General features: G+C 53.9%; 16 protein-coding genes and 1 riboswitch. Of the genes, 1 reads left to right on the forward strand and 15 read right to left on the reverse strand.

Features of this window, described 5'->3' with window-relative positions; all coding sequences use genetic code 11:
* Positions 1-3: 3 nt before the first annotated feature.
* The 15 genes from pknB to thiD form a co-directional block, all read right to left on the reverse strand.
* Positions 4-2079 (reverse strand): Stk1 family PASTA domain-containing Ser/Thr kinase, encoded by a 2076-nt coding sequence (gene pknB / locus I2G69_RS03970; protein WP_191362546.1) that lies wholly within the window; start codon positions 2077-2079, stop codon positions 4-6.
* A gap of 21 nt (positions 2080-2100) precedes the next feature.
* The gene (locus tag I2G69_RS03975) at positions 2101-2832 is read right to left on the reverse strand and encodes a Stp1/IreP family PP2C-type Ser/Thr phosphatase (protein WP_237966772.1); all 732 of its coding nucleotides are present in this window, start codon (positions 2830-2832) and stop codon (positions 2101-2103) included.
* Positions 2807-3844 (reverse strand): 23S rRNA (adenine(2503)-C(2))-methyltransferase RlmN, encoded by a 1038-nt coding sequence (gene rlmN / locus I2G69_RS03980; protein ID WP_191362547.1) that lies wholly within the window; start codon positions 3842-3844, stop codon positions 2807-2809. The genes I2G69_RS03975 and rlmN overlap by 26 nt, the downstream gene beginning before the upstream one ends.
* 105 nt (positions 3845-3949) lie before the next feature.
* Positions 3950-5284 carry a 16S rRNA (cytosine(967)-C(5))-methyltransferase RsmB gene (rsmB, locus tag I2G69_RS03985; protein ID WP_243254813.1) on the reverse strand — a complete coding sequence of 445 codons (1335 nt, stop codon included), beginning with the start codon at positions 5282-5284 and terminating at the stop codon, positions 3950-3952.
* On the reverse strand, positions 5284-5988 hold the full coding sequence (locus I2G69_RS03990) for a zinc metallopeptidase (protein ID WP_087231959.1): 705 nt from the start codon (positions 5986-5988) through the stop codon (positions 5284-5286). Before I2G69_RS03990 ends, rsmB begins: the two co-directional genes overlap by 1 nt.
* Before the next feature lie 6 nt (positions 5989-5994).
* Positions 5995-6933, reverse strand: coding sequence for a methionyl-tRNA formyltransferase (gene fmt / locus I2G69_RS03995; RefSeq protein ID WP_195560252.1), 939 nt, complete (start codon positions 6931-6933; stop codon positions 5995-5997).
* Between the two features lie 26 nt (positions 6934-6959).
* On the reverse strand, positions 6960-7433 hold the full coding sequence (def, locus tag I2G69_RS04000; RefSeq protein ID WP_087231954.1) for a peptide deformylase: 474 nt from the start codon (positions 7431-7433) through the stop codon (positions 6960-6962).
* Positions 7434-7480: 47 nt separating this feature from the next.
* Positions 7481-9931 carry a primosomal protein N' gene (gene priA / locus I2G69_RS04005; RefSeq protein WP_087231952.1) on the reverse strand — a complete coding sequence of 817 codons (2451 nt, stop codon included), beginning with the start codon at positions 9929-9931 and terminating at the stop codon, positions 7481-7483.
* The gene (locus tag I2G69_RS04010; RefSeq protein ID WP_087231951.1) at positions 9931-10152 is read right to left on the reverse strand and encodes a DNA-directed RNA polymerase subunit omega; all 222 of its coding nucleotides are present in this window, start codon (positions 10150-10152) and stop codon (positions 9931-9933) included. Before I2G69_RS04010 ends, priA begins: the two co-directional genes overlap by 1 nt.
* The gene (gene gmk, locus I2G69_RS04015; RefSeq protein WP_191395374.1) at positions 10145-10753 is read right to left on the reverse strand and encodes a guanylate kinase; all 609 of its coding nucleotides are present in this window, start codon (positions 10751-10753) and stop codon (positions 10145-10147) included. The genes I2G69_RS04010 and gmk overlap by 8 nt, the downstream gene beginning before the upstream one ends.
* A complete protein-coding gene (gene remA / locus I2G69_RS04020; RefSeq protein ID WP_054323388.1) occupies positions 10746-11024 on the reverse strand; it encodes an extracellular matrix/biofilm regulator RemA in 279 nt (92 codons plus the stop codon). The genes gmk and remA overlap by 8 nt, the downstream gene beginning before the upstream one ends.
* A 27-nt stretch (positions 11025-11051) precedes the next feature.
* Positions 11052-11930, reverse strand: coding sequence for a YicC/YloC family endoribonuclease (locus tag I2G69_RS04025; RefSeq protein ID WP_087231945.1), 879 nt, complete (start codon positions 11928-11930; stop codon positions 11052-11054).
* 370 nt (positions 11931-12300) lie between these two features.
* Positions 12301-12954: an HAD family hydrolase gene (locus I2G69_RS04030; RefSeq protein ID WP_237966767.1), complete on the reverse strand. Its 654-nt coding sequence runs from the start codon at positions 12952-12954 to the stop codon at positions 12301-12303.
* The gene (gene thiC / locus I2G69_RS04035; protein WP_195451493.1) at positions 12951-14270 is read right to left on the reverse strand and encodes a phosphomethylpyrimidine synthase ThiC; all 1320 of its coding nucleotides are present in this window, start codon (positions 14268-14270) and stop codon (positions 12951-12953) included. Before thiC ends, I2G69_RS04030 begins: the two co-directional genes overlap by 4 nt.
* Positions 14271-14284: 14 nt before the next feature.
* Positions 14285-15100 carry a bifunctional hydroxymethylpyrimidine kinase/phosphomethylpyrimidine kinase gene (gene thiD / locus I2G69_RS04040; protein ID WP_087232268.1) on the reverse strand — a complete coding sequence of 272 codons (816 nt, stop codon included), beginning with the start codon at positions 15098-15100 and terminating at the stop codon, positions 14285-14287.
* A 92-nt stretch (positions 15101-15192) separates the two neighbouring features.
* Positions 15193-15293, reverse strand: a riboswitch (TPP riboswitch).
* 232 nt (positions 15294-15525) lie between these two features.
* On the opposite strand from thiD, the gene I2G69_RS04045 reads away from it, so the two are divergent.
* Positions 15526-16512 carry an RluA family pseudouridine synthase gene (locus I2G69_RS04045; protein ID WP_087231940.1) on the forward strand — a complete coding sequence of 329 codons (987 nt, stop codon included), beginning with the start codon at positions 15526-15528 and terminating at the stop codon, positions 16510-16512.
* The last annotated feature ends 55 nt before the right edge of the window (positions 16513-16567 follow it).

The raw sequence follows: 16567 nt of genomic DNA on the forward strand, positions 1-16567 counted from the left end.
AGCTCATTCGGTCGGCGTGATAGGGAGATTGGTGGGAATATCGCCCCAATCCTCTTCGGTGTCTGTTCCGGGCGTCTCCGAAGAAGGCGAGCCGGGATCGACATACGGATAGCTCTCCACCTGGCTGGGCTTTCCGGTGTCAAAGTCCATAATAAACACCGCATACTTATTGCCATCCAGTTCGATCACCAAGGTCTTCTGGCCCGAGGTGCCCGTTACCTTGATGGTGCAGAGATTGTTGTAAGCTGGGTTCACCGTGCGGACGCCGTCTTCCATCACGGTGCCGTCGAGATACGCTTTGAGCTCGATGTCGTGGGAGACATTCAGCGGCAAATGCACATTGGCCTCCAGGGTCTTTTCCGACTGCTTTCCGGAGCTGACCACAATGTTGACCTTGGTGTCCGGATCGACCGGCACGCCCGGCAGCGGGTTGGTCTCAATGACGGTATTCTCCGGCTTGTCGCTGTCGTCCTGAAGAGTGACATCACCCACCTGAAGCCCTGCGGCCTCAATTTCGGTTCTTGCCGCCTCGATATTTTTGTCAATCACATTCGGAACCGCGATCTGTTCATTTTCCGGTCCGGTGCTGACCAAAATCTTGACGGTGCTGCCCTCCGGCGCCGTGGCGTTGCCCTTTGGCTCCGTGCTTGTGACATAGCCGGCTGCGATTTTATCATCTGGCACTTCAATGACCGTGGTTTCGAACCCTGCGTTTTGCAGCGTTTGCTCTGCATCCGCCTGGAGGTAATTGGTTACGTCCGGCACGTTGATGGTTTTCGCACCGCTGTTAACCACCAGCAGGACCTCTCCATCTTTCTTGACAGACATGCCAGCCGCAGGCGTCTGATCCAAAATAATTCCCGTCTCCTGCGAGGAATCCTCCCTCGTTTCCACAGAGAATTTGAACGCATATTCTTCGTTGTTCTGGACGTCTGTATATAGCTGCCCGACCAGGTTCGGCATGGTCATCGTGTCGTCCGGCTGTGTACTACAGCTGCGGAAAATCGCCGCAATGCCAATGCTCAGCGCGACGATCAGAAAGGCCGCCAGAATGCCCAAGACCACCATCATGGTCTTTTTGTTGTTTCCACCGCTGCTGCTCTGCCTACGGCGCGGAGGTTCTTCCTCATAGTCGTCGTAGTCGTATCCATCGTTGTAGGAAGGCGCCCGGCCATTGCGCACCGCACTGATGGCATTCACGTATTTCGTGGGCTTCTCATCGATAAAATACTTATACTGGAAGCTGATGCTTGGATTGCGCTGGAACGCCTCGATATCCTCCAGCATTTCCGCCGCGGATTGATACCGCTGGTCGGGATTTTTCTGCATAGCGCGCATGGTGATCTCTTCCAGCCCCTCCGGGATGGCGGGGTTGATATCACGCGGCGGTTTGGGGTCCGCTTGCAGTTGCATAATCGCCACGGAGACGGCATTGTCCGCCTCAAACGGCAGGGTGCCCGTCAACATTTCATACAGCATCACGCCCACAGAATAGATGTCCGCGCGCTCGTCGGCCACTTCCCCGCGCGCCTGTTCCGGCGCAATATAGTGCACGGAGCCGATCGCCTTGTCGGTCATGGTGCGCGTTTCGCTCCGGGAGAAACGGGCGATGCCGAAATCCGTCACCTTGATGGTGCCATCCTGCAACAGCATAATATTCTGCGGCTTGATGTCCCGGTGGACAATGCCTTTGCTGTGCGCATGATTCAGTGCGCGCAGGATTTGCAGGGTGAAGTGGACCGCCTCTTTCCATTTGAGCTCACGCTGTTGGTCCAGATATTCTTTCAGGGTAATGCCGTCGATGTATTCCTCCACAATGTACTGGATACGGTCGCCGAAGCTGACGTCGTACACCTTCACAATATTGGGATGGGAGAGGACCGCGATGGCCTTGGATTCGTTCTTGAAGCGGCGGATAAAATCCTGATTTCCCAGGAATTCGTCCTTCAGAATCTTGATTGCAACCGTGCGGTCGTCAATAATATCGTAGGCGCGGTATACATACGCCATTCCTCCAACACCAATCAACTCGTGAATCTCATAGCGCCCATCAAGCCGTTTTCCCGTATACTTATCCATGAAACATCATCTCCAATACCGTTAGTGTCTGATAACAGCGACCGTGACATTGTCCCCGCCGCCGCCGCTCTTTGCCAAAGCGATCAGTCGATCCGGCAGAAGCCGGGCCTCCAGTTCCCGGGCGAGCCGCTCGATCTGCTCTTCCTCCACATAGTTGGTCAAACCGTCTGTGCAGAGAAGCAGCAGATCATCGCCGGAAAATTTACATTCGCAGTAGTCGATCTCGATGCCAGATTCCACGCCCAACGCGCGGGTGATAATATTCTTCTGCGGGTGACGCCTGGCCTGTTGGGTGGTCAGATCCCCGCTGTTTACCAATTCCTGCACCATTGAGTGGTCCGTTGTAATTTGCCGCAGGCCTTCCCGCGTGAGCAGGTAGGCCCGGCTATCCCCTGCATGGGCGATATGCGCCACCCCGCCGGAGACGATGGCCGCCACCACCGTGGTACCCATCCCCGCCAGGGTTTCATCCGCCATCGCGCGGTCGTAGATCGCCACATTTGCATTATAAATGGCGGAGATCATCAGGTTCTTAATAGATTGATCCGTGATATGCTCGCTCCCGGAGCTGAGAATTTGCTCGGAAATCAAATCGACCGCAAGCGCACTGGCGATATTCCCACCGTTCGCACCGCCCATCCCGTCGCAAACGACGGCCCAGGCCGTATTGCCGGAGAGTACGCCCGCTTTTACCGCGTCCTGATTGGAATGGCGCACAAGGCCAATATCAGTTTTCATATAGATCTGCAACATTGGCCACCTCCTCTTGATACCTACGCCGCAGCTGCCCGCAGGAAGCATTGATGTCTGAACCGAGCGTTCGCCGCACGGTCGCGGTGATCCCCTTCTCCGAGAGAATCCGGATAAACCTTTGAATCTGTTCGTTGGAGCTCTTCCGATAGGAATTGCCTTTAACCTCGTTGACAGGGATTAAATTGACGTGGCACAGCATCCCGTGCAGCCGCGTTGCCAGCTCCTTTGCGCATGCGGCCGTATCGTTCACGCCGCTGATCATCGCGTATTCGAAGGAGATGCGCCGTCCCGTTGTCTCGGCATAGGCGCGGCAGGCGGTCAAAAGCTCGTCTACCCCCCATCGGTTGTTGACCGGCATGGTTTGTGAACGGATTGCATCGTTCGGTGCATGGAGAGAAACCGACAGCGTAAGTTGAAGCTTTCGCTCCGCCAGGTCATAAATTTTGTCCACAATCCCACAGGTGGAAAGTGAGATGTGCCGCATCCCAATGTTCATACCTTCGTCGGAGGAGACCAGCTCCAAAAAACGGAGGACATTTTGATAGTTGTCAAGCGGTTCCCCCATGCCCATCAGCACCACGTTGGAAATCCGAATACCTTGATCCTGTTGAACCGTCTGGATTTGGGAAAGCATCTCGGAAGCCGTCAGATTCCGAGAGAAGCCGCTTTTCCCCGTGGCGCAGAACGAACAGTTCATTTTGCACCCCACCTGGCTGGAAATACAGATGGAATAGCCGTGGTGGTACTCCATCAGCACGCATTCCACATGTTCGCCGTCCGGCAGGCGCAGCAGATACTTGGCTGTGCCGTCCAGCTTGGAAACCAACCGCTGTTCGATTTCCGCCGCAGCTATGTAATAGCGTTCGGACAGCTTTTGGCGGAATGCCTTTGATTGATCCGACATCTCCGAAAAGGAGCGCACGCCCCGATGGAGCCATCGGTACACCTGTAACGCATGGAAGGCCGGCTGCCCTTGCGCGGCAAAATCCGCACGCAACTCTTCCAACGTCATTGATTTGATGTCCTGTAAAGCCAAATTTACACTCTCCCACGCATCCGGCGGCCTAGACCGGCCTGCTTTTCCGGATGCTTTTCCCGCTTTTTTATCCGTCTTTTGTCACCGGCGCTGGAAGGAAGCGACGAAGAAACCGTCCGTCCCATGCACATGCGGCATAAGCGTCCATTCGTTTTCCGGCTCCTCCATGGCACGCCGCATCCCCTGCGGCAAGTGCAATGCCCTCGGGACAAAGTCGGGATGTTCTTCCAGGAAGCGTCGCGCTACCTCCCCATTTTCTGCTGGATTCAGCGTACAGGTGGAGTAAAGCAAAACGCCTCCGCTTTTTACCAATTCGGAGGTTTTACTCAGAATACGGTACTGCAAATCCGGCAAACTGTCAAGTGCAGAAGGCGATTTATATCGAATTTCCGGCTTGCGGCGGAGGATGCCCAATCCAGAACACGGCGCGTCGCAAAGGACACGGTCCGCACATTCCAAAGGCTTTTCCGGCCGCAGGGCGTCGCGGAGTTCCGCATGGATACAGGTCAGCCCCAACCGCTTTGCTCCCTCACGGATCAAGCGTACCTTCCCTTTATATTGGTCAAAGGCGAGAACCTCCCCGCTGTTTTCCATCTGTTCCGCGATGGTAAATGTCTTACCTCCCGGCGCCGCACAAACGTCCAACACGCGCTCCCCCGGCTTTGCCTCCAGGAGTGTTGCACACAATTGCGAGGAAAGATCCTGTACATGGAACAATCCCTCTTGAAAAGAATCCAAAGACGACACGGAACCGGACGCTTCCAGCACTGCCGCATGCGGAATCCATGTAATGGGATTCACCTTTACATTTTCTTCCATCATCCGACGCAGTAAGTATTCCTCATCGCCCTTCGTATTATTCAAGCGGATATAGATCGGTGGGTGCTCGGAAAGAGAATCCAGCAAAAGCCCAGTACACTGCGGCCCATAGGCCTTTTGCCATAGAGAAATCAGCCACTCTGGGCACGAATATTTCAAGCTGAGATGCCGGAGCGGGTTCTTTTTCTCATCCGGTAACTGCAGCTTTTCCCGGTTCCGGACCAGGTTGCGCAGCACCGCATTGATAAAGCCAGATGCCTTTACAGCCTTGTTTTGCTTTGCCAGCTCTACCGCTACATTCACGGCGGCGCTGGGAGGGATTTTTTCGAGGTATAGAATCTGATAGGCCCCGATGCGGAGGATCTCCCGCACCTGCGGGGTCATCTTATGGATGGGGGTGCGGGCAAATTGCCCGATATAATAATCCAGAGTCAGGCGGCGCTCCAACACGCCGTAAAAAATGGCGGACGCCAGGGCCGCGTCGCGCGGCTCCAAAGCGAATCTCGCAAGGGTTTTATCCAACACCAAATTTGAAAACCCCTCGTTTTCATCCACATGCAGCAAAGCCGCTAACGCGGCTGCTCTTGCATCCGCCATCAATTGTCATTCCTCCTGCCTCCAAAGATTAGAAGCAGACGCAACAGGGACAAAAATGCTGTAAACGTCGCAGCCACATACGTCATAGCCGCCGCACGAAGCACCTTTTTGGCCCCCTCCAACTCCTCTGGATACAAAATGCCCGTTGCGTCCAGCGCTTGAAGCGCTCTGGCGCTCGCATTGAATTCCACTGGCAAGGTGACCAGCTGGAACAGAACAGAAAGGCTGTACAGCGCAATACCGATGTTTACCACGACATCATACTGTACCGGCAAAAGCAGACCGATCAGAATCAGCGGCATTGCCAGTCGGGAACCGATCTGTGTGACAGGCACCAACGCAGAGCGAATCTTATTGGGAAAATACCCCTGTGCGTGTTGGACCGCGTGGCCCGCCTCATGCGCCGCCACACCCACCGCCGAAACGGACGTTGCCGCGTATACCGGGTCCGATAGGCTGATGATCCCGGTGGACGGGTTGAAATTGTCGTTTAAGCTTCCTCCGATATGGCGAATCTGCACACCGTATGCACCGCCGTACTGCATCACACGCATGGCGGCGTCCGCCCCAGTCATATTGCGTGCGGTATTGACACGGGAATACTTCTGGAAGGTGGAGTTCACCTTGAACTGCGCAACCATACTGATGAGCAGGGCTGGCAGCATGAACAGGAAATACGTGTAATCAAAATAATAAAATCCCATCAAATGTTACTCCTTTGCCTCTCCAAGCACCGCACCCTGGTCAAGCCGGTGCCCACATAGGAACTCTTTTCCGCCCATTCTCTTTCCGCCCTCATATTGAACCGTCTCCAACTCCAGAGCGGTATTGCCCCCGCAGGCCACCACAAAGCAGTCCTTGCGGCGGGCTACTTCGCCCGGCGCACCGCCGAATCCCGGGACAACCTTCGCCCGGTGTATCTTCAGGCGTTTTTTGTTATACACCGTCTCCGCTACAGGCCAAGGGGAAAGCCCGCGCACCAAATTGTGCAGCTCCCCTGCCGGACGGCCCCAATCGATCTTGCCGAGTTCCTTGGTCAGCATGGAAGCATAGCTGGTCTCTGCATCGCCCTGCGGTGTGCGGCGGACCGTGCCCGCTTCGACCTCCTTCAAGGTTTCCACGATCAATTCCGCCCCCATTTGGGAAAGGCGGTCGTGCAGCTCACCAGAAGTCTCCTCCGGCCCGATCTCTGTACGCGATTTCAAAAGCATGTCGCCTGTATCCAGTCCCTCGGCCATGTACATGGTTGTGACTCCGGTCTCTGGATCGCCGTTGAGCACCGCCCATTGAATGGGCGCCGCCCCGCGGTATTTCGGAAGCAACGATGCATGCACATTGATGCAGCCGTACGGCGGGATCTCCAAAATCTCCTTGGGCAAAATCTTTCCATATGCCACAACGACAATGCAGTCGGGCTGCATCTCTCGGATCTGCTGCGCCGCTTCGGGCGTGCGCAGCGTTTTCGGCTGATAGACCGGTATATCGTGCTCCATCGCCAGCACTTTCACCGGCGGCGGCGTCATGGCATAGCCCCGGCCCTTCGGCTTATCCGGTTGGGTAAATACCGCACACACCTCATGTCCTGCGTCCAGCAGGCTTTGCAGGCATGGAACGGCAAAATCCGGCGTTCCCATAAATAGAATCCGCAATTTTCATCATCCTATCCGCGATTAAATTACTGAAGTTTCTGTAGCTCCTCCGGGGACAGCATCCGCAAAACATGGGATTTGAACACCACACCGTTGAGGTGGTCGATCTCATGGCAACAGGCGGTTGCCAGCAGTTCTTCCCCTTCCAGCTCAAAGGTCTTGCCCTCGCGGTTCTGGGCGCGCACCAGGACGCGCATCGGGCGCTTGGTAATTCCATACTGCCCCGGGAAGGACAGGCACCCTTCGACGCATTCCTGCTCGCCGCTCTGCTCCACGATCTCCGGATTTACCATTTCGATGGGGCCGCTCCCCACATCGATCACCACGACGCGGCGGCGGATGCCCACCTGTGGCGCTGCGAGGCCGACGCCGTCCGCAGACTTCATCGTCTCGATCATATCGTCCAGCAAAACGCCCAATTTCTCGTCGAATTTTTCGACCGGACGGCAAACCTTCGTCAGGATTTCGTCCCCATCTTTTACAATATTGCGAATGGCCATTGTAATTCCTCCCATATTAAACTCTTATTTTTTATAGTTCCTCTTCTTTATAAAATCATATCCGGATTGATGTCCGCAAAGGCAGTTACATCGCTGAACGTCCGGTTCTTTGCAAAATCGGTCAATAGCCGGGAAATCATCCTGCGGAAGTTCCGGCTGTTCCGGCATTTCACGATCAATTTATACCTATATTTATTGCTGACCTTGCTGATTAATGCGGGAGAGGGATTTAAAACCCGCATTGGCTCCTGTGGGTATTCCGCCTGGGCCAGGGTGCGGAGCATTTGCAAAAAGGCTTCGCTTGCACGCGCGACCTTTTCTTCCCGCGTCCCAACAAATCCGACCACGCACAGATCTGCAAACGGCGGATATAACATCCCCTTGCGCACGGCGATCTCCCCCTCATAAAAAGCGGGATAATCCTGCCGGGCCGCCAGGGAAAGCACGGTATTCTCCGGCGTAAAGGTCTGGATAATGGCTTCCCCCTCGTATTGGCCGCGGCCTGCGCGTCCGGCCACCTGCGTCAACAGGTCAAAAGCGCGCTCATAGCTGCGGAAATCGTCCCCATACAGCGCCTGGTCTGCGGAGAGCACGCCCACCAGAGTGACATTCTCAAAATCCAATCCCTTTGCCACCATTTGCGTGCCGACAATCACATCGTACTCGCCGCGGGCAAAGCTCTGTAACTTTTCCTCATAGGCAAAGCGTGTCATAGCAGCGTCCGTGTCCAGCCGCAGGACCCGCACCTCCGGGAGCAGTTCCCGCAATTGTTCTTCTGCGCGTTGGGTTCCAAATCCCGCATAGTGGACTTTATTCTCATGGCAGGTGGGGCATTCCGTTGAAAACGGTACGGAGTACCCGCAATAGTGGCACATCAGCCGTTGATTCGCGGCATGGTAGGTCAGGGAAATGCTGCAATTCGGGCAGGTTACGACGTTCCCACACGCTTTGCAGGATACAAACGTATTGTAACCACGCCGGTTTAACAAAATAATGGACTGCTTATGAACTTTTCTGTTTTTTTCAATTTCTGCCAGCAGTTCCCGGCTGTAAATGCTGTCGTTTCCGGCCTCCAATTCCCGATTCATGTCCACAAACCGGACATTAGGAAGCCTTGCTCCGCCGTAGCGGTTTGGCAGCCGGTTCAAGGTATAGCGCCCCGCCTGCGCAAAGTAATAGCTCTCAATGGATGGAGTTGCGGAGGCGAGCACCAAGAGCGTCTTGTGATACGCGCAGCGGAACTTTGCCACATCCCGCGCATGGTAGCGCGGCGAAGACTCCGACTTATAGGTGTGCTCCTGCTCTTCGTCCAAAATCACCAGCCCCAGGTTATCGAATGGGGCGAACACCGCCGACCGCGTGCCGACCGCGATGGAAACTTCCCCGCGGCGTACCCGTTTCCATTCGTCCAAGCGCTCAGAAAGCGAGAGGCCGCTATGAAATACCGCCACCCGCCGTCCATACCGGCGATGGAACAGCGCCAGGCTTTGCGGCGTCAGCGAGATCTCCGGCACCATGACAATGACGTTCTTCCCGTCGGCGAGCACCTCGTCGATCAAGCGCATAAAGACCGAAGTCTTCCCGCTTCCTGTGACGCCAAACAGCAAAGAGACACCTCCGGTTTCCTCGCGGTACTGGGCCAACAGATTTTGAAAGGCCGTTTGCTGCTCTTCTGAAAGGACAATTTCCTTTTCCTCTGCCGGGTCCTGCACCTGATCGTAGGGATTTCGGTAGACCTCCGCTTCGTAGTAACAGACCACGCCCTTTGTCACCAGTGCATTGACCACAGCAGGCGTCACTCCTGCGAAATAGCACAGCTCCTTCAGAGAAGCAGCTCCCGCCTCTTGCAAAACCTGGCATACTGCCCGCTGCTTTGGCGTCAGCTTAGAGGGTGATTCTTCGCCAGTAAGCCGGACCATCTTCTGCGCTGCATCCTTGATTTGCCGCACGGCGGCGCCCGTCTTTTCCAGCAGACCGCGCTTAAACAGATTTTCCGGCAATGGGCTGTCCGCAGGAAGTCCCATGGCCTTGAGTAGTTTCTCACGTTCGACGGGCTTGCCTTTTCCGGCGAGGTACTCGATCAGCGCAGATTCCTCTTTGGAAAGCGCCTCCTTCTCCACTGGCCTGCCTTTTGCCAGGGCATACTCGGTTTTCATCCGGTAATGAATCCCTGCAGGAAGCAGCAGCTTCACCGCTTCAAACAGCGTACAAAAGTAGCGGTCCTTGAGCCAAAAGACTAGCTGGATGGCTTCATTAGTAAGAAGCGGCGCTTCATCCAGCACCGCCACCACTTGTTTCGTCGTATTTTGGGTTTCCTTTTCCGGAGAAACCTCCAGAATCATCGCAAGCCGTTGTGCGTTCCCAGCGCCAAACGGCACAAGAACCCGGCAGCCCGGCTTGGCCTGTTCTAAAAGCTCTTCCGGTATGAGGTAATCAAATGCTTTGTCAAAATGATAGGCGGTATTCTCTACCGCCACACGTGCAAAAAGGATTGGCATTACATTTCCGGATCATCGTCGTTGGGTTCCGGGGTTTCAATGATCTGGAATTTGTGCTCCGCATACTCTTCCAATGCGAGGTCAACGGGCTTTTCGATCAAAATTTCCCCCTTCTCTTCTGCTTCCCCAGCGATTTCACGGGCACGCTTGGCAATACCCACCACAAAGGAATAGCGGCTCTGGTTCGGGCCAAGGCTGGAATCTTCAATCGGTTTAATCATTGTTCAGAACTCCTTCTATCGTATCAAAATTTCTGCACTTGCTGTATTTCTCCGCGCGGAGAATATTTTGAATCGCCTCAACAGCGTTTTCAACTGTATCGTTGATGACCACATAGTCATAATCCCTCGCGTGCTGAATTTCCCCACAGGCGGCGTCCAAACGCTTTTGAATGGCTTCCTCCGTTTCGGTACCACGGTCGCGCAGGCGGCGTTCAAGCTCCTTGATCGAAGGGGGCAAAATAAAAATCCCTACGCAGTCCGGGCATTTTTGCTTAACCTGCGCTCCACCCTGCACCTCGATCTCCAGGATTACGTCGTTTCCTGCGGCCATCCAATCCCGGATCGGCTTTTCCGGCGTCCCGTAGAAATTGCCGCAATATTCGGCGCTTTCCAGTACTTCGCCGCGCTCCCGCATGGCAAGGAACTGTTCCCTTGTGACAAAATAATAATGCTGTCCGTCCACCTCGCCCTCACGCGGTTTCCGCGTTGTAGCGGAAATAGAGAGCTTAACGCGCGGATCACGCTGCAAAAGCGTATGGAGAATCGTATCCTTCCCCGCACCGGACGGACCGGAAAGCACCACCATCAATCCCTTAGTCATCCTCGTCGAGTTCCTCCTCGTCTTCAAGGTCCTCGTCGCGGTCGTTCAGACGGTTGGCAACCGTCTCCGGCTGCACCGCAGAAAGAATCACGTGATCGCTGTCCGTGACGATCACCGCACGGGTACGGCGGCCATAAGTCGCGTCGATCAAAGAACCGCGCTCCTTGGCATCCTGAATGATACGCTTGATTGGCGCAGACTCAGGGCTTACGATGGCAACCAACCGGTTTGCAGAAACCATGTTGCCAAAGCCGATGTTAATGAGCTTCATGTTGAAAATGCCTCCTATCGCCAATCCTTATTCAATATTTTGAATTTGTTCCCGAATTTTTTCGATTTCCGCCTTGATATCCACCACCAGATAGGCGATCTGGGAATCCACCGCCTTGGAACCGATGGTGTTCGCTTCACGGTTCATCTCCTGCACAAGGAAATCCAGCTTGCGGCCCACGGGTTCCCCGGATTCCAACATTTGATGCATCTGGTCAAAATGGCTGCGGAGCCGCACGGTTTCCTCCGCTACGGCGACTTTGTCTGCAAAGATCGCCGCCTCCGTTAGGATACGCTGTTCGTCGATTTTCACATCTGCCAGCATCTCTTCCAGACGCGCCTGCAACTTCTGCTGATATTCCACCACCGTCTGTGGGGAACGCGCTTCGATCTGATCGACCAATTGGAGAATCCTTTCCGCATGGGAGGAGACATCCTCTTTCATGCGCTGGCCTTCGCGCTCGCGCATGGCAAGGAAAGATTCCATTGCAAAATCCGCACCTTGCTGGACGATTCTCCAAATAGCATCTTCGTCCTCCGGCGCCTTATGCACGGAAAAAATCTCGGAATAGCGGGAGAGCGTACTCACAGAAAGGTCATCCCGAAGATTGTATCGCTGTGCGAGTTCATGCAAGGCGTTTACATATCCTGCCGCTAAGGAATGGTTTACTTGTACCTGGGCCTCGGCATCTTCCAACGTCTCGATGGATACATATGCGTCCACTTTTCCTCGGGCGACTCGCTCCTGGAGGTATCCCTTGAGCCGTTCCTCCAAAAATCCATACCCGCGGGTAATCCTCGAAGAGAACTCAAAATAGCGGTGGTTAACCGATTTGATCTCCACCGTAATTTGACGGCCTTCAATCACTCCTTCAAACCTTCCATAGCCGGTCATACTCTTGATCACATTATCATCTCAATTCAACTGGCAGTTCTCTGCCGTTTTCTTGTTTTTTCAGCCCCAGAGGGCCTATTTTCATAGGTATTCTTATTTTAACAGCTTCCCTATTGGCTTGTCAAGGAAAACGCTGGGAATCTTCGTATGAAGCCATTTTGGAAATATCCACTTGAAATCCTCCTTGTGGTATCTCCTTTGTTACAAAAGGCTGGGCATTGCTCTCCCAACCGAAAAATGTATTTTTTTAGATGCCGTCCACCTGGCACATAAAAACGAGGCGCATCCCAAAAGGGATGCGCCCATAAATCGATTTGAAACGTCTTTGAAAAAAGAGGTTTAGGCAGCCGTTGGCATCCGTTTCCCTCGAGAATTTTAATCTTTATAAAAGTTCTTCAAAGCTTTGAATATATCCATCCGCTAGTCTCTGGAGGTCTTCCTGGATGCCGCTGGAGCAGGCGTCGTATACCCCCATGGTTTTCATGCCTGCGGCCTTTGCTCCTTGAATTCCAGGCAAAATATCTTCAAAGACCACACAATGCTCTGGGGAAACGCCAAGCCTTTTGGCCGCCAACCGATAGACGTCCGGGTATCCCTTTCCCCTGCTGGTTTCATCGGTCGAGGCAACTGCGCCGAACCACGTTTCAATCCCATGATGGCGCAACGCAGGGCGGTAGAGCTTTTCCGGAAGCGCCGTCGCCACCGCCAAAAGGATTCCTCGATCCCGCAGCTTTGCCAGATAGTCGCGTGCGCCAGGCTTCATCTGAATGACATTGCCATATCGATGCGCCGCCATATCGTTCCACTCCGCCACAATCGCCTCTGGCGATTCCGGGAAACCAAACCGCTTTTTTGCATAGTCCGCTGCGTCGAGGAACCCCATGGAAGCGATGGCCTCGCAATAGCCCTCTGGTACAGCAAGCCCACGTTTCTGCAAAAATTCCTCGTCGATGTCCTCCCAGATGTGCAGAGAATCCAAAAGTGTCCCATCTAGGTCAAAGATGGCCGCCCGCATATTTTCCAGTCCGGATCTCATTTCTTTGTCTCGTTTTGCAGAATCTCTACGCTCTCGCCATTGAGAATGCGGTTGGTCGTGCGAACCGCGCACATTTTGCCGCACATGGAACAGCTGTGCTTATCCGAAGCGGGAACGCTCTCATAATATGCCTTCGCCTTTTCTCCGTCGATGGCCAAACGGAATTGTGCGTCCCAATCGAAGCGCTGGCGTGCCTCTGCCATCTCATTGTCCGGCTGACGTGCGCCGCGCACGCCCTTCGCGATGTCTGCGGCATGGGCGGCAATCTTCGAAGCGACAATCCCTTCGCGCACATCGGAGAGGTCTGGCAAACGCAGATGCTCCGCAGGGGTGACATAGCACAGGAAGTCCGCGCCATTGGCCGCCGCGATTGCGCCGCCGATGGCCGACGTGATGTGATCGTATCCGGGGGCGATATCCGTCACCAACGGCCCAAGGACATAGAACGGCGCTCCGTGGCAGAGGCGCTTTTCCATCTTCATATTGGCCGCAATCTCATCCATCGCCATATGGCCCGGTCCTTCCACCATCACCTGCACGTCCTTTTCCCAGGCACGCTGGGTCAGGTTGCCGAGCTCAATCAGCTCCCCGATCTGCCCGGCATCCGTCGCATCGTCCAGGCAACCCGGACGCAGGGCGTCTCCCAAGCTGATGGTCACGTCATACTCTCGGAGGATGTCCATTACCTCATCATAATACTCATAGAAGGGGTTCTCATTGCCGGTCATCTTCATCCAAGCAAACAGCAGGGAGCCCCCGCGGGATACAATGTTCATTTTGCGCTTTGACCGTTCAAATCCTTCCACCGCACGGCGGTTGATGCCCGCGTGAATGGTCATAAAGTCCACGCCTTCCTCTGCGTGCGCGCGTACCACCTTCAAAAAGTCCTGGGCGGTCATGTCCATCAGATCCTTCTCCAGATATCCGACCGCATCGTATACCGGCACCGTTCCGACCATCGCCGGTGAATATTCGATCAGCTTCTCACGGAACTCGCGCGTCTTCCCGTAGTTGCTCAGATCCATGATGGCCTCGGCGCCAAACTGGACAGCCAGCTGCACCTTCTGCATCTCCGCGCAATAATCGGCGCAATCGCCGGAAATGCCCAAATTGACATTGATCTTTGTGCGCAGCCCTTCCCCCACGCCGTTCGGATCGAGCGATTTATGCCGCACATTTGCCGGGATAATCACCCGGCCGGATGCCACCAGCGGAAGGAGCTCTGCTTCCGTAAAGCCCTCTTTTTTGGCTACGGCGGCGAGTTCCTTTGTCACGATCCCCTTCTTGGCTGCTTCCATCTGTGTTTTGTATTCCATATGTACCTCTCCTTTTATTCGATCTCTGCTCCATTTGTCAGGCCGTTTACATAGACATCATAAAAATGGTTCGTTGGCCCATGCCCTTTCCCGATTGCCAATGCATGGCGGATCGCCATGGTGACATAGGCTTTTGCGCGCTCCACGGCAGCCGGCATATCCAGCCCCAACGCCAGATTTGCCGCAATTGCGGAGGAATAGGTGCAACCGGTGCCGTGCGTATTTTTCGTAGGAATGCGTTCGGCGGTATAATGATGGAAATGTTCCCCATCGAACAACACGTCAACGGCATCGCCCTGGGCATGGCCTCCCTTGACCAACACACCCTTCGGCCCCATAGCTTGGATGCGCCGGGCAGCGTCTTCCATCTCTGCAACCGAATGGATCGAGCAACCCGCAATTTTTTCCGCCTCCGGAATGTTTGGGGTCAGAAGCGTCGCCAGCGGAAGCACGGTTTGGATCAGCCGGTCTACCGAACCCGGATCCATCAGTGGGCAGCCGTTTTTGGCATACATCACCGGGTCAATTACCACGTGTTTGGGCCGGTACTGCCGCAACTTTTCCGCCACCGCCTCCATACAGGGCGGCTGGGAGAGCATCCCCACTTTGACCGCATCCGGCTGGATATCCTCAAACACCGCGTCGATCTGCTGGCGGATCATATCCGGCGATACATCTTCAATCCCGATCACACGGCTGGTATTTTCTGCCACCACGGAAACAATCACGCTCATTCCAAAGACGCCGTGTGCGGAAAACGTCTTTAGATCTGCCTGGATTCCTGCGCCGCCGCTGCAATCCGAGCCGGCAATCGTTAAGGCTTTTTTCAAGAGGTATCCCTTCCTTTCTTGGCCGTTCGCGCCCTGTTTATGAAAACAGGCAACAAAAAACGCCTGCCTCCCCGGCAAGCGCTTCTCTTCCAATCTTCATTGGCTTTGCTTCCCTACGACAGTATTAACCGACAGGTTCCAAGGGTCAGGTTCCACCTTCTCAACCGCCAGAGCAGTTCCCCCGCAAACGTCCATATGCACTTTTGAGTAGTACAATTATAGCACTGCTGTCGAAGCCTGTCAATGAAAGCTAGACTTTCTTTAGTGCGAATTTCGTGTTATAATAGGTACTATATATCTTGAATTATATAAAACAGAAACGGATTTCGGACTTATACAGGGATGTGTCCCCCGCTGCTTTTAAGAGATACATTCTTTAGGGTCTGATTTTCGTTTTAAAATCCAAATTTAGAAAGAGGATTTTTATGAAACAGGTGACCATCGGGCCAAATGATGCAGGGCAGCGGCTGGATAAATACTTAACCAAAACCTATCCCAACCTGCCACAGGCCATGATGTATAAAAGTATCCGGAAAAAAGATATCAAATGCAATGGGAAACGGTGTGAAATCTCCACCAGGTTAAATGTGGGCGACGTATTGACCATGTACTTAAAGGATGAATTTTTTCAACAGTCGCCAAAAGAATACGATTTCCTGAAAGCGCCGAGCAAGCTCAACATCCTCTACGAAGACGAAAATTTGATGCTGCTGGACAAAAAGCCTGGGTTGATTGTTCACCCCGACGAACACTACCATTTTGATTCTTTGATCGCGCGGGTTCAACATTATCTCTATGGAAAAGGAGAATTCCAGCCGGAGAACGAGGCCTCCTTTGCCCCTGCGCTGATAAACCGTATCGACCGCAACACCGGCGGAATTGTGATGGCCGCCAAAAACGCAGAGACCCTGCGCATTATGAACGAGAAAGTCAAACAGCGGGAGCTCACCAAGCTGTACCTCTGCATCGTCCACGGCCACATGCCCAAGCGTGCGGAAACACTGGAGGGCTTCCTAGAAAAAAATGAAAAGCAGAACCGGGTATATATTTCCCACAAACCAACGAAGGATACAAAAAGCATCCGGACGCGCTACCGTGTTTTGGCAGAGCGTGGGCGGTATAGCCTTTTAGAGGTGGAACTTCTAACCGGGCGAACCCACCAAATACGCGCGCATCTCGCCTCAATTGGGCATCCCCTTGCAGGCGATGGGAAATATGGGACCAATGCGATCAATAAGGAATGTGGTTTCAAATATCAAGCTCTGTATTCCTATAAATTGCGTTTCAATTTTACTACGCCTGCGGGCATTTTGGAGTATCTCAATGGGAGAACCTTCGAGGCAAAGGAGATTTGGTTCCTTAAAGATTTTTACCAATGGCCAGAATTAGCCCCGCAAGGGACAATCCTATAGATTTTGTATTGAATGAATCCAGATTCTTTCTATAACGGAGAATCATAAATCTGTT

The sequence above is a fragment of the Anaeromassilibacillus sp. D41t1_190614_C2 genome (assembly GCF_015558525.1).
Classification (GTDB): domain Bacteria; phylum Bacillota; class Clostridia; order Oscillospirales; family Acutalibacteraceae; genus Anaeromassilibacillus; species Anaeromassilibacillus stercoravium.

Excerpts from the sequence above, each read along its gene's own strand:
- pknB (WP_191362546.1), bottom strand. The coding sequence starts at position 2,079 with ATGGATAAGTATACGGGAAAACGGCTTGATGGGCGCTATGAGATTCAC.
- I2G69_RS03975 (WP_237966772.1), bottom strand. The coding sequence starts at position 2,832 with ATGTTGCAGATCTATATGAAAACTGATATTGGCCTTGTGCGCCATTCC.
- rlmN (WP_191362547.1), bottom strand. The coding sequence starts at position 3,844 with ATGACGTTGGAAGAGTTGCGTGCGGATTTTGCCGCGCAAGGGCAGCCG.
- rsmB (WP_243254813.1), bottom strand. The coding sequence starts at position 5,284 with ATGGCGGATGCAAGAGCAGCCGCGTTAGCGGCTTTGCTGCATGTGGAT.
- I2G69_RS03990 (WP_087231959.1), bottom strand. The coding sequence starts at position 5,988 with ATGGGATTTTATTATTTTGATTACACGTATTTCCTGTTCATGCTGCCA.
- def (WP_087231954.1), bottom strand. The coding sequence starts at position 7,433 with ATGGCCATTCGCAATATTGTAAAAGATGGGGACGAAATCCTGACGAAG.
- priA (WP_087231952.1), bottom strand. The coding sequence starts at position 9,931 with ATGCCAATCCTTTTTGCACGTGTGGCGGTAGAGAATACCGCCTATCAT.
- I2G69_RS04010 (WP_087231951.1), bottom strand. The coding sequence starts at position 10,152 with ATGATTAAACCGATTGAAGATTCCAGCCTTGGCCCGAACCAGAGCCGC.
- gmk (WP_191395374.1), bottom strand. The coding sequence starts at position 10,753 with ATGACTAAGGGATTGATGGTGGTGCTTTCCGGTCCGTCCGGTGCGGGG.
- remA (WP_054323388.1), bottom strand. The coding sequence starts at position 11,024 with ATGAAGCTCATTAACATCGGCTTTGGCAACATGGTTTCTGCAAACCGG.
- I2G69_RS04030 (WP_237966767.1), bottom strand. The coding sequence starts at position 12,954 with ATGAGATCCGGACTGGAAAATATGCGGGCGGCCATCTTTGACCTAGAT.
- thiC (WP_195451493.1), bottom strand. The coding sequence starts at position 14,270 with ATGGAATACAAAACACAGATGGAAGCAGCCAAGAAGGGGATCGTGACA.
- I2G69_RS04045 (WP_087231940.1), top strand. The coding sequence starts at position 15,526 with ATGAAACAGGTGACCATCGGGCCAAATGATGCAGGGCAGCGGCTGGAT.